Genomic DNA, 25,558 nt, shown 5'->3' with positions numbered 1-25,558 from the left:
GTCCCCCCCTTGTCGTCATTGCTCGGACAGCTTCTCCGTCAAATGCCCGCGCAGCTCGGCGTACGCGGAACGCAGCAGCTCCCAAGCGACCGTGTACTGCTCGAAATTTTTGTTCGCCCATCCCGTGCGCAGCACGTCCGCCGCGACCATCAGTTTGTCGAAGCTGTCGGCCGCCCGCTCGTCCTTCAGATCGAGCGCGATGTCGCGCAAACGACCCCATCCCTCGATGTCCGCGCGGATGCCCGCCGCGTCCCCTGCCCGCAAATGCTGAGCCAAACTGGCGACGATCCGGTTGTGCTCCATGGAGATGTATTGATAAAAACCGTATTCCACGGCGCTTCCGAGCATGTCCGCGTCGTTGCCGACGAATTCGAGCGATACCGTTCGCGTCGTGGCGTCCCAGAACGGTTCCGCCCCGAGCAGCTCGGAGACGGTGCGCAGCGGAACGTAGATCGAGCCGTTGTAAATCAGCGATTCTTTGTCGACTTTCGTTGTCTGACCGTTGATGCGGAAATCGATACTCTCGAAGAACGCCTCGATTTTCCGATAACGCCCTTCCGCCCAAGCGATGCCGGAAACGGCGAACGACGCCGCCACGACGAGCGGTATAATCCAAGAGCGGGTTCGGCGCATGTTATTCCCCTTCCTGCGATTCGGCAAGTTGTTCGTAAAAGCGTTCGTTGCTGAGCGTCGGATCCTCGCGTTTCGGCGCGCCTTCCGCCCGAGGCGGGACGGCAGCCTCCGCCAAATCGGCGAACGCCGGGGCGGTATACGTATAAAAGCTGATCCGCAGCCCGACGACGCCCGATCCGTCCTCGCCCGCCGGCGCCGAAGCGGCGGCTGTCGTCAGCTCCCAGTCCCGGACGACGACGATCCGTTCCGCTCGGGTCAGCCGCTCCCAAAAGCCCATCACCTGGGCATACGAACCGGACACCTCTACCGTCGCCATCTCGGAAACAAGGCGGTCCGAAGGAACGGCCCCGGCGGCTTGATCCGGCGACGGCGAAGCGGAAGCTTCCTGCACGTCTTCCGTCTGCTGCTGTTGGGACGCCTGCGCCGCAGCGAGCGCATCCAGCACGTTTCCGGGCTCCGTCTCCTCGTCTTCGACCGTGAAGCTGTTGATGCGGCCGCCGCTTTCCGCCTCGATGGCCAACAACATCTGCAGCAGCGCTGCGTGATTATTCTCGACTGGCACTTTGGCGAGCCACGAGCCCATGTCCTCCGGCCGGAACGGCGCCGGAATCGGCGTCGCCGTCAGCTCCGCGCGCTGCGCGCGCAGCCGCTCCGCCTCCGCGGCGGTCTGCAGCTGCGCTTGGACGGCGGGCGCATACGCTTCGATCAAAATCGCGATCGACGGCGCCGCGCCGAGGAGGGCGACGAGCAGCAGGGCGACCTTCGGCCGCCGCAGCGCTCCCCTGAGCTGTGTCCATTGCTGCTTGCTGATCACGGGCCGACCCCCTCACCCGAGCCGGCGGCGACGCTCGGCTGTATGCCGGCCGCGCGAAGCGCCAGCTCGACGCGGTAATACGTAACGGACGCCGGCTCGACCGGCGCCGCGACCGGCGCCTCGGCGGCTCGATATCGGCTCGCCGCTTCCCAGGCGCTCGCGATTTCTTCCGCGGTGAACGCCCCCTGGAGCCGCTCGTCAACCGGCGCCTCTGCCGAAGGACTGTCCTTCGGCAGCGCGACCCCGCTTTCTTGGAGGACCGCCTCGCGGAAAATGATCCACTCGAGCTCGGCCAGCAGCGGATCGTCCGACGGCTGGAACGCAGCAGCCGGATCCGCGGCAGACGCTGCCGCGGGCGCTTCCTCGGCGAGCGTGGCCGTTTCGGTCGTCAGTGCCGTGATCAGCACGTCTTCGAACGCACCGGACGTCTTCAGCGCGTCCACATATGCAGCGACGTCTTTCATCGCCTTGAAATGCGCAACGACCGCGACGCTTGCCTCGGCGGAGTCGTACGCGGCGTTCGCCAACCGGGCTGCGCCCGGCAGCGGCGCGGCGATGTCGCGCAGCGTCGAAGGCCAATCGTATCGCTGCCCTTCGACGGCGCCGACGATATTCCGGTACTGCTCGAAACGCAGCGCCTCCGGCGCCGGCATGCGCTCCTGACGAAGCAGCACCATCTGAATGAGCAGTTCGTCGATTTCCGCCTCGTCCCGGATGCGCGCCTGGTCGGCCGACGAAGCGCCGAACGCCAGCAGCGCGGCGGACAAAGCGTACGCGGCGGCGAGCCCCCCGAACAGCGGCACGAACCGCTCTTCCCAGAACGGTTTGCGCGGCAGCAGGTTAATCGGCTTCATCATCATGCTCGCCCCCTTAGCGCCAGTCCGAGCGGACCGACGAATCGGAGGACATTCGGCGCGCCGGCGGGAATGCGCAGCCCGCCGTCGAAGCGGAGCTCGCGCGTTTCGAACGGAAACCGCTCCGCGAAAAATGCGGCGATGTCGCCGAGCCGGGCAGGCTCTCCGGAGAGCAGCAGCTGCTGCACCTCGTGATCGCGATTGTTCAGCGAATACCGATAGAAGTTAATGAATCGCTCGACCTCCGACGCTAAATCTTGACAGGCGCTCTGGAATTCGAAGCGAGTCCAATCGTCCGCATCTTCCGCCTTGTTTGGCATGTCCGGAAATCGAATCGGTTTATTCCTCGTAATCCGCAGCGCCCCTTCGCGGTAAATACCGATATCCGCGTACGTCGACGTAATGTCGATCATGACGATCGTCGCGTTCGCATCGAGCGGCGTCAGCCGTTCCGCGACGCGGAACAGCGACAGCGCCTTAATTTCAATGCTGGCGGGCCGCAGCCCCGCCGACCGAACGACGGAAGCATACTCCTCAATCGTCTCGAGCGGCGCCGCGACGATCATGACCTCGCACTGCTTCGCCGGCTTGCCGCCGTCCTCCGGCTCCGACGCCGCGGCGGCCTCCTGCATGCCGAGATTCCATGCGTTCGGCTCGATCGCCGGCGCCGTCTCGGGACTGCTCGCAATCGTACGCGCCGCGGGCAGCTTCGCGAAGTCGTAGTACGGCTTGTCGAACGGCAGCGGAATGTTGAAGCGCAGCTCGAAATCGATCATCTTCTTCAGGTCTTTCGCCGGTACGTCCGGCAGCGTCAAAAACCGGACCATCGTCACCGTGCTCGGCAGCAGCAGATGAACCTTCTTCGTGCGGCTCCCCGTCCGCTGGCGCAGCGTCTGCAGCGCTTGGATGACCGCTTGCGGCTGCAAAATGCGCCCTTCGTCGACCGCTCCCTCGAGCAGCGGTTCCGTATCCATCGCGACGACGTCCGCGCTCCCGCTTCCGATGCGGTCCAGCTCGATCCAACGCGCTTCGCGGTCGGTAATTTCGATGCCGAGAGAGCGGGAATGAAATAACGGAAGCAGCGCTTCCTTCGCTTGAGTCCAAAGCATGCCCCGCCCCCCCTGTCTATCTAAGTTGTTCGCCACGTTTTTACACTTTTCTACATAATTCTACATTATCGCATAAGTGCATAAGGTCCGGTACCCGTTTTTATATCCAAAGACCCAAGTATGCCTCGATCCAAGCTTGACCGTAAAAAAACGACAAAATCGCCCCGGCCGCGATGAACGGACCGAACGGAATCGGACGCCCTCGCTCCGTCCGGCCGGCTAGCCGCGCGGCGATTCCGTAAAGCGTGCCGAACAAGCTTGCCGCGAACAGCGACAGCAGCGTCGCCGCAAAGCCGCACGTCAATCCGATGAACAAATACAGCTTGATATCCCCGCCGCCCATTCCGCCTTTGCTGACGACGGCGAGCAAGTACAGCACGCCGAACCCGACCGCTGCGGCGAGCGCATAGTTCCATAGCGGAAGCGGATGAACGAACGCGCGAAGCAGCGCCGCGAGCGCGACCGCCGGGAACACGATTCGATCCGGAATGAGCATCGCCTTCAGATCCGTGTGCACGACGGCGACGAGCACGGCGCACAGCAGCGCCCCCGCGAGCCATTCCGGGTCGAACGGCCCGAACCGAAGGCCCGTCCAGAAAAACAGCGCGGCCGTCGCCGCTTCGCCGATCGGATACGCGGCCGAGATCCGCGTTCGGCAGTAGCGGCACCGCCCCCGAAGCGCCGCGTAGCTGAGCAGGGGGATTAAGTCCCATGCCCGTAATCGGTGCTTGCAGTGCACGCAATGCGAAGGCGGGTACACGATCGATTGTTTGTTTAGCGCGCGGATCGCGACGACGTTCAAAAAGCTGCCGATCAAGAGCCCGAACGCCCCGAGCGCCGCCGCGAACCAGAGATGCAGCTGTTCCATGGGAATTGCTCCTTATGTGAAAAAAGGCAACTCGAGTGAGTTACCTTTTTTACTGACTTGCGAATAACCGTTATTGCGCCGCCACAGCCACGCTTCCGGCAGTCCACCCCGTGGCATTCGCCCAGGCAACCGCTACAGTAGTGTAGGCTTTCCCGGTGGCTTGTTCTACCGGAGCGCTCTTGAGATATCCGTTGCTCACCAAATCTGCAATGGTTACTGACGTAACGGAAGTAGCTAGGTTTTTATCGTAAGCGTAACGCTCGGCAGCTTCTTTAATTAAAGCAACGGATTGCGTGTCCGCCGAAGTTTTCGAGTTTGCGATAATCCCCCCGATCGACGGTACCGCGATCGCCGCGATCACGCCTAAAATCACAATAACCGCCAACAGCTCGACCAACGTCAATCCTTTTTGATTTTTCAGCAGCTTTTTCATGCGGCTCTCTCCCTGTGTAGAAATTATATATTGTCAAACAGCTGGAACGTCGGGAGCATGACCGCTAACACGATGCCTCCGACGACCGCCGCAAGCGCCACGATCATAAGCGGTTCGAGCGCCGATTTTAACCGGTCGGTCGTTTGATCGACTTCGGCTTCGTAAAAATCCGCCACTTTTTCCATCATCGAATCGAGCGCCCCCGATTTTTCGCCGATCGCCAGCATCTGCACGACCATCGGCGGAAACACCCAGGACGACCGGTACGGCTCCGCGATCGAATCGCCGCTGCGGATCTGCTCCCGGGAGTTCAGGATTACCCGGGAGATGACCTCGTTGTCGACGACGGAGGCTACGATCGACAGCGACTGCAGCATCGGGATCGCCGCGCCGTACAACGAGCTGAACACGCGGGCGAACCGGGCGAGGGCCTGCTTTTGCGCCAATGCGCCGAATACGGGCGCTTTCAGCCTCAGCCAATCGAGCGCATACGTCCCTTTCGGCAGCCTCTTCACCGCGCTAGAGATCAATGTCGGCACGAACAACGCTCCGATGACGGCCGGCCAATTCGCCTGCACGAAATGGCTAATCGCGATGACGATGCGCGTCGGCAGCGGCAGCTGCAGGCCCATCGAGTCGAACGTTGCGATAAAACGCGGGATGATGAACAGCATCATCGCGGTAACGACCACCGCCATAATGACGAGCATGAGCGCAGGGTACACCATCGCGGACTTCACCTTCTCCCGCGTGTTGTGCTCCTTCTCGTAAAACACCGCCAGCCGCAGCAGCATCTCGTCCAGATTGCCGCTCGCTTCCCCGGCGCGCACCATGCTGACGAATACGTTGCCGAACACGGTCGGAAACTGCGCCGCCGCAGCCGACAGCTGCGACCCTCGCTTCAAGTCTTCCGCGACGCTCGCGAGCACCTTGCGGAATTCCTTGCTCTCCGTCTGCTCGGACAGCGCCTTGACCGCTTCCACCATATTGACGCCGGACTTGTACAACGTCGAGAGCTGCCGGCAAAACACGGTGAAATGCTGCGTCTTCACCCTCGGGCCGCCGAGCTTCAGCTCCCGGTGCCAAATGCTGGATCCCGGATCGAAGCAGCGAATCGCCCATAGCCCTCTTTCCCGAAGCGTCTCCACCGCATTCGCGAGCGAAGCGGCTTCGAGGGTGCCTTTCGAATAAATGCCGTATTGGTCGACGGCCACGTATTTGAACTTCCCCATGCGCCGTTCCCCTCGCCTATCCCAATTCCCCGAAGCCGAATAGCGCTTCCTTCGCGGTCTCCATCGTTACGACGCGCTGCTGCACCAACTCCCGCAGCGCCGTCTCCATCGTCTGCATGCCTTGGGCTCTGCCCGTCTGCATGACCGACCGGATTTGATGCACCTTCTCCGTACGGATTAAGTTCGCGACCGCCGGCGTGCCGACGAGCACCTCCATCGCGGCGACGCGGCCCGAGCCGTCCGCCCTCGGAAGCAGCCGCTGCGCGACGACGCCGATCAGCACCGCCGCGAGCTGCACGCGGATCTGCTGCTGCGCTTCCGGCGGGAAGACGTCGATGATCCGGTCGATCGTCTGCGGAGCGTCGGCGGTATGAAGCGTACCGAACACGAGATGACCCGTTTCCGCGGCGGTGATGGCGGTCGAGATCGTCTCCAAATCTCGCATTTCGCCGACGAGAATGACGTCGGGATCTTGCCGGAGCGCCGCCCGCAGGCCGACGCCGAACGAGGCCGTGTCGACGCCGATTTCCCGCTGATTGACGATGCAGCGTTTGTTCGGATGCACGAATTCGATCGGATCCTCGAGCGTGATAATATGTTCGCTGCGCGTTTGGTTGATATAATCGATCATCGCGGCGAGCGTCGTCGATTTCCCGCTTCCCGTCGGTCCGGTGACGAGCAGCAGTCCTTGCGGCTTGTTCACGAAATCGAGCACGCCGGGCGGCAGGCCGAGCCTCTCGAGCGGCGGAATGTGCGTCGGAATGATCCGGATCGTCAGCGACGCGTTACCCCGCTGCCGGTACGCGTTCACCCGGAACCGGGCGACGCCTTCGATGCCGTACGAACCGTCGAAATCGCCGCGCGAGAGGAACGCTTCGTACTGTTCCTGCGTCAGCAGCTGTTTCGTCAGTTCCATCGCGGCGAGCGGCGTCAGCGGCTCGCTCCCGGCGGGCTGCATGTCGCCGTGGATCCGGAACATCGGGGGAGCACCGGCCGTAATATGTACGTCGGAGGCGCCTCTCTCGTGCGCGTAGCGAAGCAAACGGTCCATCTGCAGCTGGGTTTCCATGGCGACATCCTTCTCCTCTGTGAGTCTATGGATAGCGAAACCGGGCGGTCCTTCGGACCTACACCGAATCTCCGCTCGTGACGCGCAAAATTTCTTCCACGGTCGTAAAGCCTTTGGCGACTTTGGCGAGGCCGTCCGCGAGCATCGGCACGAACCCGCGCTTCAGCGCGTACTGCCGATATTCGTTATCCGACCGGCGCCGCAAAATCATCGACCGGAGCTCGTCGTCAAGCGTCAGCACCTCGTGGATAGCAATCCGCCCGCGATAGCCCGTCCGGCCGCAATCCTCGCAGCCGGCGCCGCGCCGCAGCCCTTCGACGCCGAAGCCGTTCGCTTCGAGCATCTCCCGCTCTTCGGGTTTCGGCGCGTACGGCGCCGCGCATTTCGAGCAGACGTGCCGGACGAGCCGCTGCGCGACGACGCCTTTCAGCGACGATGAGATCAGGAACGGTTCGACGTTCATATCGATCAAACGGGTCACTGCGTTGATCGCCGTGTTCGTATGTAACGTGCTTAGCACCAAGTGGCCGGTCATGGCGGCCCGGATCGCGATTTCGGCCGTTTCCGCGTCGCGAATTTCCCCGACCATGATGATGTTCGGATCTTGACGCAGCATCGCCCGGAGCCCGACCGCGAACGTAAGACCCGTCTGCGGGTTGACCTGTACTTGGTTAACGCCGTGGAGCTGATATTCCACCGGATCTTCGACGGTCAATATATTGACCTCTTCCCCGTTCAGCTGCGACAAGGCGGAATACAGCGTCGTCGTTTTCCCGCTTCCCGTCGGACCGGTGATCAATACGACGCCGTACGCGCTAGAGATGCAGGAGCGGAACAGCGCCAAATTGTGATCGGAAAAACCCAGCTTCTCGATGTCGGTCAGCGCGTTGCCGAGATCGAGCACCCGCATGACGACCTTCTCGCCGTGAATCGTCGGCATCGTCGAAATCCGAATATCTACCTTGCGGTATTGGATATCCATTTCGACCCGGCCGTCTTGCGGCTGACGCCGCTCGGCGACGTTCAAATTCGCCATAATCTTGATCCGCGCGACGATGACCCCCTGCATGTGAGGCGGCAGCGTCTGTTCCGTCCGCATGACGCCGTCGATGCGGTACCGGATGCGCAGCGAATCTTCCTGCGGGTCGATGTGAATGTCGCTCGCCCCGTTTTGAACGGCGGTCAAGATAATTTGATTCACGGTTTTAACGACCGGCGAATCGTCTTCCGCCGGCGCTGCGGCCGCGGCGTCCTCCGTCGTTTCGCGAGACTGGAGGTTTTGCATGATCTGCTCGACGTTCTCCTGCAGGCCGTAAAACCGTTTGATGCCTCGCTTCATTTCGTCGCGGGAGGCGAGCACGGGTTCGATACGGAAGCCCGTGCTCATGCGCAGCTCGTCGATCGCGAAATAATCGAGCGGATCCGCCATGGCGACGACCAGCTTATTGCCTTCGACGCGCAGCGGAATGACCGTATGCTGTTCCGCGAGGCGCTGCGGAATCATGTTAATGACTTTTTGTTCGATTTTTTGGCGGAACAACTGAACATGAGGGATGCCGAGCTGAAACTCGAGGACTTGGATGAACTGCTGCTCGGACACGTATCCCCGTTGAATGAGCAGGTCGCCCAGTCTCAGCTTCGATTCTTTTTGCTCTTGAAGGGCCTGCTGCAGCCTCTCGGCGGTCAGTACGCCGGCTTCGACCAGCAAATCCCCGATTCGTTTTCGCGGTTGCGGCTGTATGCTCATGTCTTGGTCCTCCCGCGAAAAATGTCGATTCGTGCAATCAGTTGAGGTTGCGTATAATTAAAGCACATAAAAATTAATACGGTCAATTGCAAAATAAGCGCGTCAAACGTAAGGTCCTTCCCACACCTTTTTGCGCCAGCCGATCGACTCGGACACGATGCGCCGGTCGCGGTCGAACTTCACCTCGACGCCGAACGGCAGCTTCCCGCCGAAGTGAAACCGTACGTCGCTCCACCGCACCTCGCAGCCTTCCTCCGTCTCCCTCACGTCGACATGCGCCCGAGCGGCGAAGCCGAGGAACGCGTCCACCGCATCCGCCGACTTCGATGCCTGGACCCACGGATCGGTCTCCGAAGAGGCGCTTTTCATGACCGTTCCGGCGACCTCGACCCGCCCATCACGAATAAACCCGCTGACGAAGCGGTCCTCCCGTTCGGCGAGGAACGCCCATCGCCACCAATGCAGGCAAGGCATGACGTAACACACGCCCTCCGCGCGGAACGCTTCGCGAATGCGTTGCAGCCAGCGGCGCCGCCGCCAGCCGCGCAGGCCGATATATAGGAACGTCAGTGCATACAAAGCGGGAAATGTCGGGTACGGTTCCACGGCGCCGGCGGCCCACAGCGCCAGCGCGGCCCCATGAATCGCAAACAAAAACGGATCCCACAGCGTCAGCACGTCGAGATGGACCCATCTCCGCGTGAACGGACGCAGACACTGCACCCCGTATCCATTCAGCGCGTCCAAGACGACATGCCAGAGCACCGCTGCGAAGCACCATGCGTACAAGTGGACCCCGGCGACGTCCGTGCCGAACGCGTACGCGTAAGCGAGGAACGGCAGCAAAGGCCATGCAAACAGTGCGGGAATCGAATGCGTAACGCCGCGATGCCAGCGCAAATACGCGCTGCGTCCTCTCAGTCTCACGACTGTGTCGAAATCGGGCGCGTGGGAGCTTAGCACCATCGCAGCCAGCACGAAACCGAATCGTTCCGGGTGAGCCGCGATCGCGGGATCTGTCATCGCTAACCCCGTCATCGTCGCCCCGAACAATACATGACTCGCCGTATCCATGTCGATCCGTCCTCCTTGCAAAGTTTCGTCGCCTTCAGCGTACCAGCGTTCCGTTAACTTTTATCGTTAATCATTTAAATATTTTGTAAGGGACGAAACGTTTGGCGCGCGCGAAACGTAATACCGAGCAAGCTGCAAAATCTTAGGAGGCATGATTTCATGATTATTACGACAACGAATGCGATCGAAGGCCAAAAAATCGTAGAATATCTCGGGATCGTAAACGGCGAAGCCATTATGGGCGCGAACATCGTACGCGACCTGTTCGCCTCGATCACCGACATCGTCGGCGGCCGTTCCGGCGCCTACGAGCAGAAGCTGAAGGAAGCGCGCGAAATCGCGATCCAAGAGATGCAAAGCTACGCTCGCAGCCTCGGCGCGAACGCGGTCGTCGGCATCGACATCGACTACGAAGTCGTCCGCGAAGGCATGCTGATGGTGACGGTCAGCGGCACGGCGGTGCGCACGGAACAGGCATAGTCGAGATCCGTAAATAAAAAGGCGAACCCGTCCGGCGAATCGGAGACATGTGCTCCGTTCGTCGGCGGGTTCGCCTTTTTCGCTTATGAGATTAATCGTCCCGGCGCGGAATCGCGTACGACCAAAAATCTTCGGCCACGTGGGAATGCGGGAAAATGGCCCGCGCTTCCTCGAGCAAATGATGGACGCTCTCGTCCTGATACCTCGACGACAGATGGGTCATGACGAGCGCCCCGACGCCCGCGCGAACCGCGAGCTCCGCCGCCTGCGTCGCCGTCGTGTGGAAGTAGCGGTGCGCGTTGTCCGCCCGCTCGTGCATATACGTCGCCTCGTGCACGAGCACGTCCGCCCCCTGCGCCAGCGCCAGCTCGCTCGGGCACGGGCGCGTGTCGCCGAAGATCGCGACGATGCGCCCTCGCTGCGGCGCGCCGACGTACTTCGCGCCGTCGATCGTGCGCCCGTCCGGCAACGTCACCGACTCGCCCCGCTTCAGCTTCGCGTACAGCGGCCCCGCCGGCACGCCCTCCCGCGCCAGCCGCGCGCTGTCGAGCGCCCCGGGGACGTCCTTCTCCTCGATGCGGAAGCCGTACGACTCGATCCGATGCTCCAGCTTGGCGGCCGTGACGCGAAACTGCTCGTCCTCGAACACGACGCCTTCGCCGATCTCTTCGATGCGCACCTCGTATTCGAGATGCGTCCCGCTCACCTCGAGCACCGTCTCGACGAAATGGCGGGTGCCCGGCGGGCCGAAAATCGTCAGCGGCGTTTCCCCGCCTTGGTACGAACGGCTCGACAGCAGTCCCGGCACGCCGTACGAATGGTCGCCGTGCAGATGGGTCAGAAACAAGAACTCGATTTTGCCCGGTTTGATGGGCGATTGGAGCATTTGGTGCTGCGTCCCCTCGCCCGCGTCGAACAGCCATACGACGCCGCGCTCCGTCATAAGGTTGAGCGCGACCGAGGTGACGTTCCGCTTGCGCGTCGGCATCCCCGCTCCCGTGCCAAGAAAATACAATTCCACCGTTACTCCGCCTTATCCACGTTAAAATATCGGGCTTCCGGATGCGAGAAGACGATCGCCGAGACGGACGCTTCCGGCTCCATCATAAAGCTGTCCGTCAGCTCGACTCCGATGTCCGCCGGCTTCATCAGCTCGAACAGCGGCGCTTGATCCTCCAGGTTCGGGCACGCCGGATACCCGAAGGAGAACCGCTGCCCTCGATATTTAGCCGCGAACAACCCTTGTATCGTTAGGTTCGCCGGATCCGGAATTCCCCATACGTCGCGCATCAGTTGGTGAACGCGTTCGGCGAACGCTTCGGCCGTCTCTAACGCGACCGCCTGAACGGCGTGGGACAGCAGATATTCGCCCTTCTGCTTATACGACTCCGCAAGGTCGCGGATGCCGGCGCCCGCCGTCACGACGAGGAAGCCGACGTAGTCCATCTCTCCGCTGTCGACCGACTTCAGGTAATCGGCGAGACACAAATACGGCTCGACGTCTTGGCGCGGGAACGTGAACGTCTGCAGCACGCGGCTGCGGTCCTCCGGATCGTACACGATGACGTCGTTGCCGCGCGACTGCGCCGGGAAGAAACGGTACATGCCGTTCGCTTTGATCGTTCCGTTCTTGATGGCGTCCTCGAAAATGTCGTCGACGACGCTCTTCAGCTGCAGCGCCTTCGGATCGCGTTCCTCGAGCAGCGTCGCGACTTTGCCCTTCAGCCCCAAGTGGTGGCCGAGCAGCATCTGCATGTTCACGTACGGCAGCAGATGCGCGATCGGGTAATCGCGCAGAATGTGCCGTTCCGTATCTTTCGGCACCTGCACCGGAACGTCGCGGGACACGTTCGACACCTTCGGCGCGTCGGACGACGGCCCCGCTTTCTCCTTCTTGCCCGACTCCTTCACGTCCGACTCTATCGCTTCGCGAAGCTCCGCGATGAGGCGCTCCCGTTCTTCAAGGTTCATGATCTTGTTCGCGATATCGAGGCCGTCCATCGCATCCTTCGCGTACAGGACGAGTCCGTCGTACTCGGGGGCGATGCGCGTCTTCGTGAATTTGCGCGACAGCGCCGCGCCGCCGACGAGAATCGGCACGTCGACGCCGGCCGCCTTCAAATCCTGCGCGGTCGTGACCATCTGCTGCGCCGATTTGACCAAGAGGCCCGAGAGGCCGATCGCGTCCGGCTTTTCCTTCCTGTATGCTTCGATCAGCTGCTCCGGCGGCACCTTGATACCGAGGTTGATGATTTTGTAGCCGTTGTTCGTCAGGATGATCTCGACCAAGTTTTTGCCGATGTCATGCACGTCGCCTTTGACCGTCGCCAGCATGATCGTGCCCTTGACGCTCGACTCCGATTTCTCCATGAACGGCTCCAGATGCGATACCGCGGCCTTCATGACTTCGGCGCTCTGCAGCACTTCCGCGACGATCAGCTCATTGTTGTTGAACAGCCGGCCGACCTCGTCCATGCCCGCCATAAGCGGCCCGTTAATGATCTCGAGCGGCGTCGCCGTTTTCAACGCTTCGTCGAGGTCCGGAATAAGCCCTTCCTTCGTGCCTTCGACGATATAAGACGCGAGCCGCTCCTCGAGCGAAAGCGTGCTCGTCTTTTCTTTTTTCTCGACCTTCTTTTCCCGGAAGTACGCGACGAACGCGGCAAGCGTCTCGTCGCTCGTTTGGAAAATGAGGTCCTCCGCGAGCTTCCGTTCTTCTTCCGGGATCGACGCGTAGCGCTCCAGCTTCTCCGTATTAACGATCGCGTAGCCGAGGCCCGCCTTCGTATTATGATACAAGAACACGGAGTTCAGCACCTCGCGGCCCGCCGGCGGCAAGCCGAACGAGATGTTGCTGATGCCGAGAATCGACGAGGACTCCGGGAAATGCTCCTTAATGAGCCGGATGCCGTCGATCGTCGCTTTCGCCGAACCGATGTACTGCGGATCGCCGGAGCCGACCGGGAACACGTTCGGGTCGAAAATAATGTCGCGCGGGTTGACGCCGTATTGATTGACGAGAATGTCGTACGACCGTTTCGCGACGCGCAGCTTGTCCTCCGCCCAAACGGCCATCCCTTTCTCGTCGATGAGGCCGACGACGACCGCCGCGCCGTATTTGTGGATGAGCGGCACGACCTTCTCGAACCGTTCGAGCCCGTCCTCCATGTTGATCGAGTTGATGATCGCTTTACCCTGCGAATATTTAAGGCCGATCTCAAGCACTTCGGCGTTCGTCGAGTCGAGCATGAGCGGCACTTTCACTTTCTTCGTGACGAGCTGGAGGAATTCGGCCATCGCCTTCTTCTCGTCAAGCTCGGTATCCTCAAGGTTGACGTCGATGATGTGCGCTCCGCTCTTCACCTGAGCGCGGGCGATCTCGGAAGCTTCCTCGAACTTCCCTTCGAAAATGAGCCGCTTGAACTTACGCGAGCCGATTACGTTCGTGCGTTCCCCGACCATGAGCGGACGGCTGTCCTCTTCGAGATACACCGTCTCGATGCCGGATACCGCCGGCGGGTGTTCGCCCGCGCGCGCACGCGGCTGGAACCGGCCGAGCTCTTCCGCCATGGCGCGGATATGTTCCGGCGTCGTGCCGCAGCAACCGCCGGCGATGTTAAGCCAGCCTTGCTCGGCGAAGCCGGCCATCTTCTTCGCGAGCGATTCCGGCGACTCGTGGTAGTTGCCGTTCTCGTCCGGCAAGCCCGCGTTCGGGTAGCAGGAGACCGCCGCATCCGTCAGCTTCGCCAGCGTCCGAATGTGGTCCTTCATGAACTCCGGTCCCGTCGCGCAGTTGAGACCGATCGATATCGGCTTCAAATGCTCGAGCGACACGAGGAACGACTCGATGTTTTGCCCCGCCAGCGTCGTGCCCATTGGCTCGATCGTGCCGGAAATCATGATCGGCAGTCGGATACCTGTCGTCTCGAACGCTTTCCGGATGCCGATGCTGCCCGCTTTGACGTTCAGCGTATCCTGCGACGTCTCGAGCAGCAGCGCGTCGACCCCGCCCTCGATCAGCGCGAGCGCCTGTTCATAGTACGACTCCACCAGGCCGTCGAACGTAACGCCGCCGGTCACCGACAGCGTCTTCGTCGTCGGTCCCATCGCGCCGGCGACATACCGCGGCCATTCCGGCGTCGAATACTTGTCCGCCGCTTCCTTCGCGAGCCGCGCCGCAGCCAAATTCAATTCGCGCGCCATATGCGGAATGTCGTATTCCGCAAGGACGACGCTGGTCGATCCGAAGCTGTTCGTCTCGACGATGTCCGCGCCGGCCGCGAAGTACGCTTCGTGGATGTCGCGGATGAGATCCGGCTTCGTGATGCACAGCATTTCATTGCAGCCCTCGAGCTCGTCCCCGCCGAAATCGGCCGCCGTCAAATCCGCCTGCTGAATCATCGTGCCCATGGCGCCGTCTATAATTAAGATCTTTTTCTCTAATTGCCGCTCGATCGTCGGTTTCATCATGAGCGCCCCCTGCCCCTATCACGCATTAATTTTAAAAGTATAGCAAAATGCTCGGAATTCGAAAAGTTCTTTATCGAATCGGATGACATCCGCAGAAAAATATCTTATAATCGAATCGATTGAAGTCTAATTTTAGAATGATTCTAAATAGCTAATGATTAAGAAAAGAGGGATTTGCGATGGCAGAGATTCGCATCCGCAACACGAACGAGCGCATTACGGGCGAAGAAAACGTCCGCGCCTTTTTGAACAGCCAAGAAGTTTTGTACGAGCATTGGGATCCGTCCAAGCTTCCGGAGCACCTGAGAGAGAAGTTCGTCCTCAGCGACGAAGAGAAGAACGAAATTTTGTCCACGTTCGACGCGGAAATCCGCGACCTGGCAAGCCGCCGCGGCTACCGGACATGGGACATCGTCGCCTTGTCCGACGCGACGCCGAACCTGGAAGAGCTCCTCAAGAAATTCGAAAACGTCCACACCCACACGGAAGACGAAGTGCGCGCCATCACGGCGGGTCGCGGCATCTTCATCATCAAAGGAACGGAAGATGTCGGTTACTTCGACGTCGAGCTCGAAGCCGGCGACGTTATCTCCGTACCGGAGCATAAGCCGCACTTCTTTACCCTGATGGAAAACCGCCAAATCGTCGCGGTTCGCCTGTTCATCGAGACGGAAGGCTGGATCGCGCACCCGTACGCGGACCCGGAATTCCAGAAGGCGTAACCCGCCGCCATACCGTCCCCTTCGGTTATCGAGCCGAAGGGGATTTTTTTGCGCTGACGCGAAGCGGAACGCTGCGAATCGCCCGCAGCGCCGGCTTTTTCCTCAGCCGGATTTCCAGTACGCCGTCCGAATAGTCGGCTTTGACCCGTCTCGCGCTGACGGCCGCCGGAAGCGTCACCGTCTCGTCCAGCTTGCCGGGAAGGCCCGCGAGCGTCAGTTTGCGCCCGTCGATCTGCACGTTCGGCAGCTTCCCGCGATCATCCGCCGGCAGCGTGACGCGTACAATGACCGAACGGAACGTTTCGAAGCAGTCCCACGTATAGCCCGAAGCGCGATGCCGCTCCAAGTACGCGAGCGACTCCTGCAGCAGCCGATCCCACTCGTATTCTCCCCGAACGGAAGGCGCTTCGCGCATCGTCGCCAGCGCGCTCCGCACGGCGTTCTCGAAAGACTTCCACCCGTTACGAAATTGCCCGTTTCTCCATACGCCGCCCACGCGAATTAGACCTCCTCCGCGATTGCCTAGTTACGGTTACTGTATTCACGAATAGGCCAGGGCGTTCGTATAAAAAACTTCGGAAGTTTTTCTTGGTATAGAATTACTCGCTCCGAAGTCAGCGAAACTTACAAATTTATGATGTTAAAATAAGCCGCGGAGTCGTCCGCGGCCGATAGGATATCATAGCGTTATTCGTTATACGATCGACAAGATGTCCTTCAAACGGGTCACCGTATGCTTCGGCGGCACATGCTCGCCGATTTCGGCTCCATGGTGATTGATCCAGATGTTGTCCATGCCGATTCGGCTCGACCCGAGAATGTCGGTCGTCAGCTTGTCGCCGATCATAATTCCCTCGGACGGATCGATGCCGAGCAGCTCGACCGCATGGCGGAAGATGGACGGATCGGGCTTGCCCCGGCCGAAATCGCCGGAAATGATAATATGATCGAAGTACGGCGCCAGCTTCGGAACGCCTGTGAGCTTCTCCTTCTGGAGATCCGGCGAGCCGTTCGTCAGCAGCAGCAGCTTCACGTTGCCCTTAAGCGCATCAAGAACTTCGTACGTTTCTTCGTATACGTACGCGAGCGTCCGTCGGATCGCAGGGAACCTCTCGCCAAGCTTCGCCCCGAGTTCGGGGTCGTCGACGCCGAGCGCTCGCAAGCCGCGAGTCCACGATTCGGCGCGATATTGCGGCGCGATGCGCTCCATTATGCGGAATTCCGGCGCGGCACCCTCGCGGAAGTTGCCCCATAGTCCTTCGAACGGGTTAATGCCGATCATTTGGGTGAACGGGAACGTCTCGTAGCTCTCATATAGCGCTCGAGCCTCTTTGCGAACGGCGAGCTCCAGCGCTTTCGGATCGACTCCCGCCGCCTCCGCCGCCTCCCGGCACGTCATATCGAACGCTTCCTGAACGGAACGCTCGTCCCACAGCAGCGTGTCGTCTAAGTCAAAAAGTACGGCTTTCTTATTCATCGCGAATTAAGTCTCCTTCGTGCTACGGTGTAAAGGGATTTGGTGCGCGGCGGCGAATTGCGTCAGCGCCTCGTTGATCCGGTCCATCGGATACAAATGATACACCTTCGAGAACGAACGCTTCGTCTTCCCGTCCTTCAGCAGAACGGACGACTGGTTGTCGCCGACTTGGATCGAGGCGATATCGCCCGCCGTCGCGGTCTTCTCGCCCGTATAGGTGCGCCACGTCAGCGCGTTCTTACTCACCTTCAAGTAAGGCCTGCGCACGAAGTAATGGAAAACCGCCAGCAGCAAATAAAGAATGACCGTAATGACATACAACGAGTCACCGGAGCGTTCCGCCGGCATCGTAAAAGCGAACAATAAGCCGGCCGTCGCAAGCGCGAGCGGAAATACCCAGCTTCTTCCTTTAATCGCGCCGTCCTGCGTGCCGATCGGCGACTGGCCATGCTTCACGCGCGTTTGATTCAACCGCTTCTGATTTTTCTCCACCATGCGTTCCCATCTGCGGGACATCCGTCTCAGTCCTTTTTGTTATCGTCTTCTACAAATTCAATCGCATCCAACTGCTGCCGGAGCGAGTTTTTCAGATCGTCGATATAACCTTTGCGCAGCTCGGCCTGTTCCACTTTCTCGTCATCCGTCAAACCGACCGTCTTCTGCTTGCGCGCGAGCTCGTTGATGCGGAGTACGCGAGCGGATACCATGATGACTCCCCCTTTCTTCTTCCACCTACTTTGACATAGGAGCAACTTCGAAGTCAAGGCGCGAAAACGAAGAAGCCGCACGCCCTCACGGGGGCATGCGGCGGCGTTCTTCGCCGTTATGGCGTTATGGCAGACGGAGTACTTGCCCGACTTCCAAAGCGGCTTGTTCCAAACTGTTCGCAATCATGATTTGCTTCACATACGCCTTCACCGAGACGCCTTCAGGCGCATACTCCTCCGCGATATCCCACAGCGTATCGCCCGGCTCTACGCATAGAATCGGCATCTCGTCCAAGACGTAGCTCTTCGTCGGTTCTTCTGCTGCCGCAGCTTCCGACGTCGACGTCAGCCCTTGATTCATGGCGCTGGCGTGGAGCATGACTCCGGACGTCGCGCCTAGTCCGATGAATACGAGCGCCAACGCCAATCGGATAAAAAACGTATTTCTCGCTTGCTTCGCTGCTTGCTTCTTATGTAAGTTCGTTCTCATTGGTATCGTCCCCCAAACGTGTATTCCGGAACATCTGTTCTGTTAACAAAATAACACGAACATCCGTTTGTGTCAACGCATTTCAGGAACAATTGTTCTTATTTTTTTGCAAAACTCGAACTTATGTTTGTACGAACTCCGGTTCTGTGTTATAATTTCTATAATTTATTACCAATCCTTGGAGTGATCGAACTTGACGAAGCTGTCAAACCGGCAACAAGCAATTTTAGAATTTATAAGAAGCGAAGTTCGTGAGAAAGGTTATCCTCCTTCCGTTCGCGAAATCGGCGAGGCTGTCGGTTTGGCATCCAGCTCGACGGTGCACGGACATCTCGATCGACTGGAGAAGAAAGGGTTCATTCGAAGAGACCCGACGAAGCCCCGCGCGATCGAGCTGCTCGGCGACGACGACGAGCGCGAGCTCGTTCGCCTTGCCGTATCCCGCGTTCCGCTCGTCGGCAAAGTGACGGCAGGACAACCGATTACGGCCGTAGAGAATATCGAAGAATATTTCCCGCTTCCGACCCATATGGTGAAGGACGACGAGGTGTTTATGTTGTCCGTCGTCGGCGACAGTATGATCGAGGCCGGCATTATGGACGGCGACTACGTTATCGTCCGTCAGCAGCAGACGGCTTCGAACGGAGATATTGTCGTCGCGATGACCGAGGACGATGAAGCGACGGTGAAGACGTTCTACAAAGAACGCGACCACATCCGCCTGCAGCCGGAAAACCCGACGATGGAACCGCTGCGTTACAAGCACGTTACCGTACTCGGCAAAGTGATCGGCATCTTCCGCGAATTGCATTAAACGTAACCAAACCCGTGCAGCGAGGTAACTCGCCGGCACGGGTTTTTTCGGCATTACTCATATAACGCGGACGCAGCCCTATCGACGCGCCACCTGCAAGTCGAACAAACCAAAAAACAACCCCCGAAGCCGTAGGCGTCGAGGGTTGTTTCGTTTTAATACAAGGACAAGTATTGGTCGCGTTCCCATTGATGGACTTGGGTACGGTACATATCCCACTCGATTTCTTTCAGCTCGATGAAGTGCGCGAGCGCATGATCGCCGAGCGCGTCGCAAATCACTTCGTCGCCGAGCAGCTCGTCGAGCGCTTCCTTGAGGCTCGCCGGCAAGCTCGGGATGCCCGCGGATTCCCGCTCGTCCTCGCTCATGATGTAGATGTTCCGGTCGACCGGCGCCGGGAGCGGCAGCTTGTTGCGGATGCCGTCGAGGCCTGCCGCCAGCATGACAGCCAGCGCGAGGTACGGGTTCGCCGCCGGGTCCGGGTTGCGCACCTCGATGCGGGTGCTGAGGCCCCGCGACGCCGGAATACGGATCATCGGCGAACGGTTGCTCGCAGACCAAGCGACGTACACAGGAGCTTCGTAGCCCGGAACGAGACGCTTGTAGGAGTTCACCGTCGGGTTCGTGATCGCCGCGAAGCTGCGCGCGTGGCGGAGCACGCCGGCCATGTAATGGCGCGCCGTCGCGCTAAGACCGAGACGGTCGCTCTCGTCATAGAACGCGTTCGCGTCGCCCTGGAACAGCGACTGGTGGCAGTGCATGCCGGAACCGTTCATCCCGAACAGCGGCTTCGGCATGAACGACGCGTGCAAATTATATTTGCGGGCGATCGTCTTGACGACGAGCTTGAACGTTTGGATTTGGTCGGCCGCATGGATCGCGTCCGAATATTTGAAATCGATCTCGTGCTGTCCCGGCGCGACTTCATGATGGGACGCCTCGATTTCGAAGCCCATTTTCTCAAGCACGAGAACGATTTCGCGGCGGCAGTTTTCGCCGAGGTCCGTCGGCGCAAGGTCGAAATACCCGCCCTGATCGTTCGTCTCCAGCGTGGGGTTGCCTTTCTCGTCCGTCTTAAACAAGAAAAACTCCGGCTCCGGCCCCACGTTCATCGTCGAGAAGCCCATCTCCTGCGCTTCGCGCAGCGCCCGCTTCAGGATGCCCCGCGGGTCGCCCGCGAACGGCGTGCCGTCCGGCATGTAAATATCGCAAATCAATCGCGCGACGCGATCTTCCGTCACCCAAGGGAAAATCACCCACGTATCCAAATCCGGATACAAATACATATCGGATTCTTCGATGCGGACGTAGCCTTCGATGGAAGAACCGTCGAACATCATTTTGTTGTCGAGCGCCTTCTCCAGCTGGCTGACCGGAATTTCCACGTTTTTGATGATGCCCATTAAGTCCGTAAATTGCAAACGAATGAAACGAACGTTCTCTTCCTTCGCAATGCGTAAAATGTCTTCCTTCGTGTAACCCAATGCGATCTCTCCCATCGACAAATTAAATTAGCCAAAAGAAAAACGTCTTACGACGTCTCTCCCGCTAAGAATTGAAGAACCGGGACAGCTCGCCCTGAATGAGCGACACTTGCCCCCTGCGGTTGCCGCCGAGCAATTGCTGCTTCAACATCTTGTGCAGCTGCTTGTCGGTCAATTCACGGCGCTTGACTTCAGTGTGCTCGTTGAGCACCGTCGCGTCGTCCGATTCCTTGTTGACCGGCGACAGTACTTGCTTGATGCCTGCAATATTGACGCCTTTCTCGATCAAGGACTTAATCTCGAGCAAACGTTCGACGTCGTTAAAAGAGAACAGTCGTTGGTTCCCGGATGTTCGCGCCGGCATAATGAGTTCGTGCTGCTCATAGTAACGAATTTGTCTCGCCGTCAAATCGGTCAGCTTCATGACGATTCCGATGGGAAACAACGCCATGTTGCGGCGAATTTCATCACCCATTATACATCAACCTTCCAGTGTTTATAAGTGCTACTGTACATTTTAACGAAATGACGGAGAGTTGTCAATTTATGTTAGGTTATATGTAATGAATATTTACAAAATACTTTCGTCCATCATGCGCTGCATCGCGGACATGACGCCGAGCTTCACGTGAGAGTACGTTAAGCCGCCCTGCATGTAAGCCGTGAACGGTTCCCGAATCGGTGCGTCGGCGCTTAATTCAAGGCTTCCGCCCTGAATGAACGTGCCCGCAGCCATGATGACCGGACTTTCGTAGCCGGGCATGTCCCAAGGCTCCGGCACGACATGCGAGTCGACGGCGGACGCCCGCTGCACGCTCTGCACGAACGCGATCAACTGGTTCGCCGTCTCGAACCGGACCGCTTGAATCAAATCCGAGCGCGGGTCGTTCCATTTCGGATTCGTGACGAAGCCGAGCGACTCGAACAGCGCGGCAGCGAACACCGCTCCTTTGAGCGCTTGTCCGACCGCATGCGGGGCGAGGAACAGCCCTTGGTAAATCGCCCGGGTCGTACCTAGCATCGAACCGACCTCCGCTCCGATGCCCGGCGCGGTCAAGCGGTACGCCGCAAGCTCGACGAGCCGCTTCCGGCCGACGATATAGCCGCCGGTCGGCGCGATTCCGCCGCCCGGGTTTTTGATCAGCGACCCCGCCATCACATCGACGCCGACCTCGGTCGGCTCTCTCGTCTCCGTGAATTCGCCGTAACAGTTGTCAAGGAACGTGACGACGTTCGGGTTAAGCCGCTTTACCCGCTCGACCATCTCCCCGAGCTGCGCGACCGTGAAAGACGGCCGCCATGCGTATCCGCGGGAACGCTGCATCGCCACGACTTTCACCGCCGGGTTCCAAGCCGCTTCGACGGCCGCCCAATCGACGGCGCCGTCCTCTGTGAGCGGAACGATCGTGCAGCGCACGCCCCAATCCCGCAGGCTGCCGGTCCCGTCCCCTTCGGAGCCGATAACCTTATGCAGCGTATCGTACGGCGAGCCCGTGATGAACATCAGCTCGTCCCCCGGCCGAAGCAGGCCGAACAAAGCGGTAGCGATCGTGTGGGTGCCGGATGCGAAGTGCGGGCGAACGAGACCCGCCTCCGCTCCGAACACCGCCGCGTACACTTCGTCTAACGTTTCCCGTCCCCGGTCGTTGTACCCGTACCCGGTCGAGCCGCTGAAGTGGAAATCGCTCACTTTGAACTTTTGGAACGCTTGAATCGTTTTCCATTGGTTTTCGTCGATCATCCGATCGATGTCGCGAAGCCGCGGCTCCGCCAATCGTTCCGCCGCGGCGACGGCGTCCTTCAATCTCGGATGTAACTCCATCATGTCTATTTATCTCCCATCGAGCTTTCATTTATGAATATTATACTAGGATAAACGGTTCCAAACGTGACGCGTGCGGCGTAAAGCTCTTCGACTGCAGCTTCACCGTCAACGCAACGGCGTCCTCTTCCGTCGTCGATTCGAGCACGTCGCCGACGCGGTACGCCAAGGCGATCAGATCGCCGCGTTCGATAGGAAACCGGAACCGGACGATCTCCCCCATCAGCCGGCGTTCCAACACCTCGAGCAGCGACGCCAAATCGCTGTCGTTCCACGCGGAAATCGCCAGCGCGTCGTCGCCTGTCGGGATCATTTCGCGCTCGGCCGGCGTGCATTGGTCGATTTTGTTGTAAATCACAATCGTTTCTTTCCCCTGCGCGCCGAGGTCCTCCAACACGTCTTCCACGACTCGGATATGCTCCTCCCGCATCGAGGACGACGCGTCGACTACGTGCAGGATCAAGTCCGCTTCCAGCACCTCTTCGAGCGTAGCGCGGAAAGCGGCGACCAAATCATGCGGCAGCTGCTGAATGAAACCGACGGTGTCCGTCAGCACGATTTCCCCGACCGACGGCAGCGGGAGGCTCCTCGAGGTCGGGTCTAGAGTGGCGAACAGCTGGTTTTCCGCATAAACGTCCGACTTCGTCAGGCGGTTGAGCAGCGTCGATTTGCCAGCGTTCGTGTAACCGACCAGCGCTACCTGATATACGCCGCTCTTTTTCCGCCGTTCTCGATGCAGTTTTCGATGCCGCATCACCTCGTCTAACTGTCGGCGGAGCTCGGAGATTCGGTTTCGGATGTGCCGGCGGTCCGTTTCCAGCTTCGTTTCGCCGGGACCGCGCGTGCCGATGCCGCCGCCGAGACGCGACAAGTTTTTGCCTTGGCCGCTTAGCCGCGGCAGCAAGTAGCTGAGCTGCGCCAGCTCCACCTGCAGAATTCCTTCCCTCGTTTTGGCGCGCTGCGCGAAGATATCTAAAATGAGCTGCGTCCGGTCGATGATTTTCGCATCCAACGCTTCCTCTAAATTGCGGACTTGCCCCCCGGACAGCTCCTGGTTGAAAATGACCGTATTTCCGCCAAGCGCGATTAACTGCTCGCGTACTTCCTCCACCTTGCCCTTGCCGATAAACCACTTGGAATCGGGCTTATCGCGCTTTTGCATCGTCGTCGCCAACACTTCCACGCCAGCGGTTTCGGCCAGACGCACCAGCTCTTCCAGAGAATATCGGCTAAGTTCGTCGCTCTCTTCTCCGGTGACGAGGCTGACTAAAACGGCGCGGTCCGCCACCTCGGTTTGGGTCGTCATCGTACTTGCCTTCATGTATGTAAATTACCCCTTTCGGCGCGAAATCTCCCCCATAACATAACATCTCGCGCAAACAATTTCCACTTGACCGGTTTCGCGGCACGCAAAAGGCCCCCCGTCGGTGCCGACAGACGGAAGGCCTTCGGATTATTGCGCGTCTTGTCCGTTCCACTCCGCTTCGAACCGTTCGAGGAAGCTTTCCATATAGCGATGACGCTCCTCCGCGATCGCCCGCGCTTCCTCCGTATTCATAAGCGACTTCAACTTCAGCAGTTTTTCGTAGAAATGGTTGACCGCCGTGCTCTTCCCCGAGCGGTATTCTTCGGCGGTCATGGACGTTCGGGGCGGCAGCGTCGGATCGTGCATCGGCTGCCCCTTCCAACCCGAGTATGCGAACGTGCGGGCGATCCCGACCGCTCCGAGCGCATCCAGTCGATCCGCATCCTGCACGACGCGGCCTTCCAGCGTCGGCATCCCGGAACGCCCGCCGCCTTTGAACGACAAATTCGCGATTATGGCCACGATATGGTCGGCCGTAACGGGCGGCACGTCCTGCGCCTCCAACCACACCCGAATGTCGCGGAGTCCTTGCTGCTCGTCCCCGAACAGCTTCTCGTCCGCCAAATCGTGCAACAGCGCCGCCATCTCGCAAACGAAAGCGTCCGCTCCCGTTTCGTTCGCGAGCCGCAGCGCCATGTTGCGAACGCGCTCGATATGCCACCAATCGTGACCGCTGCTGTCTCCGCCCAATTTTTCCTTTGCCCATCGTTCGGCATTCGCTACTACGTGTTCCACCTGATTCTCCCTTTCGACTGAACGCTGTTTCCCCGTTTAATCCTTCTCACCCGTAAACTTATAACCGGAACCCCATATCGTTTTTATGTAACGATTCTGATCGACGAGCTTCCCTCGCAAATTTTTGATATGAACGGTGACAGTGTGGATGTCGCCTGCATCCTGCGTACCCCAAATCGCTTCATAAATTTCTTCGCGAGAGAGCACTTTTCCTGCATGTTCGGCCAAATAAGAAAGAATTTGAAATTCCTTCGTGCTGATATCCAACCGCTTATAATGCAAATAGACTTCATGCGTATCTTTGTGAATGACCAGCGCGCCGCCGTCGAACGATAAAACATGTTCCGAAGTTTTGCTCGCGTTGCGGGCTCGGCGCTCGCGCCGCAAATGAGCTTTCACCCGCGACACGACTTCGTCGATTTCGAACGGCTTCGTTATGTAATCGTCGGCTCCTAACGTCAATCCGATCACCTTGTCGGCCTTGCGATCCCGGCCGCTGATCATAACGATCGGTCCGGGAAATTGGTCTCGAATTCTCTGGCATAGCTCCAAACCGTCCATGCGAGGCATCATAATGTCCAGTAGAATCAGGTCGAACTGGTGTTCTGCGATCAGCTTTAGCGCGTCGATGCCGTTTTCCGCCGTGATGATGCTGTGTCCTTCCGCTTCCAACGATTCCGCAAGGACTTGCTTTACCGCTCGATCGTCGTCCACTAACAGTATTAGAGGCTTATCCATAAGGCTGCATGTCTTCCTTTGTATATGGTTAGTATAATCTATGTAACAGTATATCAATTCTAGCAGCCGGGAGCCAGTTTGTTTATCTCAAAATTGCGGAAAAAACGCGCAAAAAAAGCCTTGAGCTCCTCAAGGCTTTACAATTTCACAGGTATGGAGCGGACGATGGGATTCGAACCCACGACCCTCGCCTTGGCAAGGCGATGCTCTACCACTGAGCCACGTCCGCATGAAGGGATTGCCCCTTGAAAACTGGATGCGAATCGAACGAAATATTCGTTTTGGATAAGTCCTCGACCGATTAGTATTCGTCAGCTCCACGCATTGCTGCGCTTCCACCTCGAACCTATCAACCACGTCGTCTACATGGGGTCTTCAAGCAGGGAAATCTCATCTTGAGGGGGGCTTCACGCTTAGATG

General features: G+C 59.2%; 26 protein-coding genes, 1 tRNA gene and 1 rRNA gene. 3 read left to right on the top strand and 25 right to left on the bottom strand.

Annotation, left to right across the window (positions count from 1 at the left end; all coding sequences use genetic code 11):
* Positions 1–15: 15 nt before the first annotated feature.
* The 10 genes from VE009_RS26800 to VE009_RS26755 form a co-directional block, all read right to left on the bottom strand.
* Complete coding sequence (locus VE009_RS26800; RefSeq protein ID WP_325013140.1) at positions 16–633, bottom strand: copper amine oxidase N-terminal domain-containing protein; 618 nt, start codon at positions 631–633, stop codon at positions 16–18.
* Between the two features lies 1 nt (position 634).
* The gene (locus VE009_RS26795; RefSeq protein WP_325013138.1) at positions 635–1,447 is read right to left on the bottom strand and encodes a hypothetical protein; all 813 of its coding nucleotides are present in this window, start codon (positions 1,445–1,447) and stop codon (positions 635–637) included.
* Positions 1,444–2,304, bottom strand: a complete 861-nt coding sequence (locus VE009_RS26790; RefSeq protein ID WP_325013135.1) for a hypothetical protein — start codon at positions 2,302–2,304, stop codon at positions 1,444–1,446. The genes VE009_RS26795 and VE009_RS26790 overlap by 4 nt, the downstream gene beginning before the upstream one ends.
* Positions 2,304–3,410, bottom strand: a complete 1,107-nt coding sequence (gene pilM, locus VE009_RS26785; RefSeq protein ID WP_325013133.1) for a type IV pilus biogenesis protein PilM — start codon at positions 3,408–3,410, stop codon at positions 2,304–2,306. Before pilM ends, VE009_RS26790 begins: the two co-directional genes overlap by 1 nt.
* A gap of 100 nt (positions 3,411–3,510) precedes the next feature.
* Positions 3,511–4,278, bottom strand: a complete 768-nt coding sequence (locus tag VE009_RS26780; RefSeq protein ID WP_325013131.1) for a prepilin peptidase — start codon at positions 4,276–4,278, stop codon at positions 3,511–3,513.
* Positions 4,279–4,348: 70 nt separating this feature from the next.
* On the bottom strand, positions 4,349–4,711 hold the full coding sequence (locus tag VE009_RS26775) for a competence type IV pilus major pilin ComGC (RefSeq protein WP_325013129.1): 363 nt from the start codon (positions 4,709–4,711) through the stop codon (positions 4,349–4,351).
* Positions 4,712–4,734: 23 nt separating this feature from the next.
* Positions 4,735–5,943 (bottom strand): type II secretion system F family protein, encoded by a 1,209-nt coding sequence (locus VE009_RS26770; protein WP_325013127.1) that lies wholly within the window; start codon positions 5,941–5,943, stop codon positions 4,735–4,737.
* A 16-nt stretch (positions 5,944–5,959) separates the two neighbouring features.
* Positions 5,960–7,012 carry a type IV pilus twitching motility protein PilT gene (locus VE009_RS26765; protein ID WP_325013125.1) on the bottom strand — a complete coding sequence of 351 codons (1,053 nt, stop codon included), beginning with the start codon at positions 7,010–7,012 and terminating at the stop codon, positions 5,960–5,962.
* A gap of 58 nt (positions 7,013–7,070) precedes the next feature.
* Entirely contained in the window at positions 7,071–8,759 is a 1,689-nt protein-coding gene (locus VE009_RS26760; protein ID WP_325013123.1) for a GspE/PulE family protein, read from the bottom strand.
* Between the two features lie 102 nt (positions 8,760–8,861).
* The gene (locus VE009_RS26755) at positions 8,862–9,833 is read right to left on the bottom strand and encodes a metal-dependent hydrolase (RefSeq protein ID WP_325013121.1); all 972 of its coding nucleotides are present in this window, start codon (positions 9,831–9,833) and stop codon (positions 8,862–8,864) included.
* Positions 9,834–9,992: 159 nt separating this feature from the next.
* On the opposite strand from VE009_RS26755, the gene VE009_RS26750 reads away from it, so the two are divergent.
* Positions 9,993–10,313, top strand: coding sequence for a YbjQ family protein (locus tag VE009_RS26750; protein ID WP_325013119.1), 321 nt, complete (start codon positions 9,993–9,995; stop codon positions 10,311–10,313).
* A 91-nt stretch (positions 10,314–10,404) separates the two neighbouring features.
* Here the strand turns inward: VE009_RS26750 and rnz are convergent, their stop codons facing one another.
* Complete coding sequence (gene rnz, locus VE009_RS26745) at positions 10,405–11,334, bottom strand: ribonuclease Z (protein ID WP_325013118.1); 930 nt, start codon at positions 11,332–11,334, stop codon at positions 10,405–10,407.
* A gap of 2 nt (positions 11,335–11,336) precedes the next feature.
* On the bottom strand, positions 11,337–14,783 hold the full coding sequence (metH, locus tag VE009_RS26740) for a methionine synthase (protein ID WP_325013117.1): 3,447 nt from the start codon (positions 14,781–14,783) through the stop codon (positions 11,337–11,339).
* 179 nt (positions 14,784–14,962) lie between these two features.
* Here metH and VE009_RS26735 point away from each other — a divergent pair, with 179 nt between their 5' ends.
* The gene (locus tag VE009_RS26735; protein ID WP_325013116.1) at positions 14,963–15,505 is read left to right on the top strand and encodes an acireductone dioxygenase; all 543 of its coding nucleotides are present in this window, start codon (positions 14,963–14,965) and stop codon (positions 15,503–15,505) included.
* A 25-nt stretch (positions 15,506–15,530) separates the two neighbouring features.
* On the opposite strand, the gene VE009_RS26730 is transcribed toward VE009_RS26735, so the two are convergent.
* The 5 genes from VE009_RS26730 to VE009_RS26710 form a co-directional block, all read right to left on the bottom strand.
* Entirely contained in the window at positions 15,531–16,001 is a 471-nt protein-coding gene (locus VE009_RS26730; RefSeq protein ID WP_325013114.1) for an Hsp20/alpha crystallin family protein, read from the bottom strand.
* 198 nt (positions 16,002–16,199) lie between these two features.
* Positions 16,200–16,982 (bottom strand): HAD family hydrolase, encoded by a 783-nt coding sequence (locus VE009_RS26725; RefSeq protein ID WP_325013112.1) that lies wholly within the window; start codon positions 16,980–16,982, stop codon positions 16,200–16,202.
* 6 nt (positions 16,983–16,988) lie between these two features.
* Complete coding sequence (locus VE009_RS26720; RefSeq protein ID WP_325013110.1) at positions 16,989–17,498, bottom strand: hypothetical protein; 510 nt, start codon at positions 17,496–17,498, stop codon at positions 16,989–16,991.
* Between the two features lie 5 nt (positions 17,499–17,503).
* On the bottom strand, positions 17,504–17,689 hold the full coding sequence (locus VE009_RS26715; RefSeq protein ID WP_325013109.1) for a DUF896 domain-containing protein: 186 nt from the start codon (positions 17,687–17,689) through the stop codon (positions 17,504–17,506).
* 124 nt (positions 17,690–17,813) lie between these two features.
* A complete protein-coding gene (locus VE009_RS26710; protein WP_325013107.1) occupies positions 17,814–18,179 on the bottom strand; it encodes a LysM peptidoglycan-binding domain-containing protein in 366 nt (121 codons plus the stop codon).
* Between the two features lie 193 nt (positions 18,180–18,372).
* Between VE009_RS26710 and lexA the strand changes: the two genes are divergently transcribed.
* Positions 18,373–18,993 (top strand): transcriptional repressor LexA, encoded by a 621-nt coding sequence (gene lexA, locus VE009_RS26705; protein ID WP_325013105.1) that lies wholly within the window; start codon positions 18,373–18,375, stop codon positions 18,991–18,993.
* Positions 18,994–19,148: 155 nt separating this feature from the next.
* Here the strand turns inward: lexA and glnA are convergent, their stop codons facing one another.
* From glnA to VE009_RS26665, 8 genes are all read right to left on the bottom strand, one after another.
* Positions 19,149–20,477, bottom strand: coding sequence for a type I glutamate--ammonia ligase (gene glnA, locus VE009_RS26700; protein WP_325013103.1), 1,329 nt, complete (start codon positions 20,475–20,477; stop codon positions 19,149–19,151).
* A 64-nt stretch (positions 20,478–20,541) separates the two neighbouring features.
* Positions 20,542–20,952, bottom strand: coding sequence for a MerR family transcriptional regulator (locus VE009_RS26695; protein ID WP_325013101.1), 411 nt, complete (start codon positions 20,950–20,952; stop codon positions 20,542–20,544).
* Between the two features lie 96 nt (positions 20,953–21,048).
* Positions 21,049–22,302 (bottom strand): aminotransferase class I/II-fold pyridoxal phosphate-dependent enzyme, encoded by a 1,254-nt coding sequence (locus tag VE009_RS26690; protein ID WP_414694937.1) that lies wholly within the window; start codon positions 22,300–22,302, stop codon positions 21,049–21,051.
* A gap of 37 nt (positions 22,303–22,339) precedes the next feature.
* Complete coding sequence (gene hflX / locus VE009_RS26685) at positions 22,340–23,620, bottom strand: GTPase HflX (RefSeq protein WP_325013100.1); 1,281 nt, start codon at positions 23,618–23,620, stop codon at positions 22,340–22,342.
* A 132-nt stretch (positions 23,621–23,752) separates the two neighbouring features.
* Complete coding sequence (locus tag VE009_RS26680) at positions 23,753–24,400, bottom strand: HD domain-containing protein (protein ID WP_325013098.1); 648 nt, start codon at positions 24,398–24,400, stop codon at positions 23,753–23,755.
* Between the two features lie 36 nt (positions 24,401–24,436).
* Positions 24,437–25,138 (bottom strand): response regulator transcription factor, encoded by a 702-nt coding sequence (locus VE009_RS26675; RefSeq protein ID WP_325013097.1) that lies wholly within the window; start codon positions 25,136–25,138, stop codon positions 24,437–24,439.
* 154 nt (positions 25,139–25,292) lie between these two features.
* Positions 25,293–25,367 (bottom strand) — tRNA-Gly (locus VE009_RS26670).
* A 52-nt stretch (positions 25,368–25,419) separates the two neighbouring features.
* Positions 25,420–25,558: ribosomal RNA gene (locus VE009_RS26665) — 23S ribosomal RNA — on the bottom strand; the annotation flags it as partial.

This window comes from Paenibacillus sp., assembly GCF_035645195.1.
Classification (GTDB): Bacteria; Bacillota; Bacilli; order Paenibacillales; family YIM-B00363; genus Paenibacillus_AE.
The sequence above is the reverse complement of the archived record's forward strand: the minus strand, read 5'-3'. Positions and strand labels throughout refer to the sequence as shown.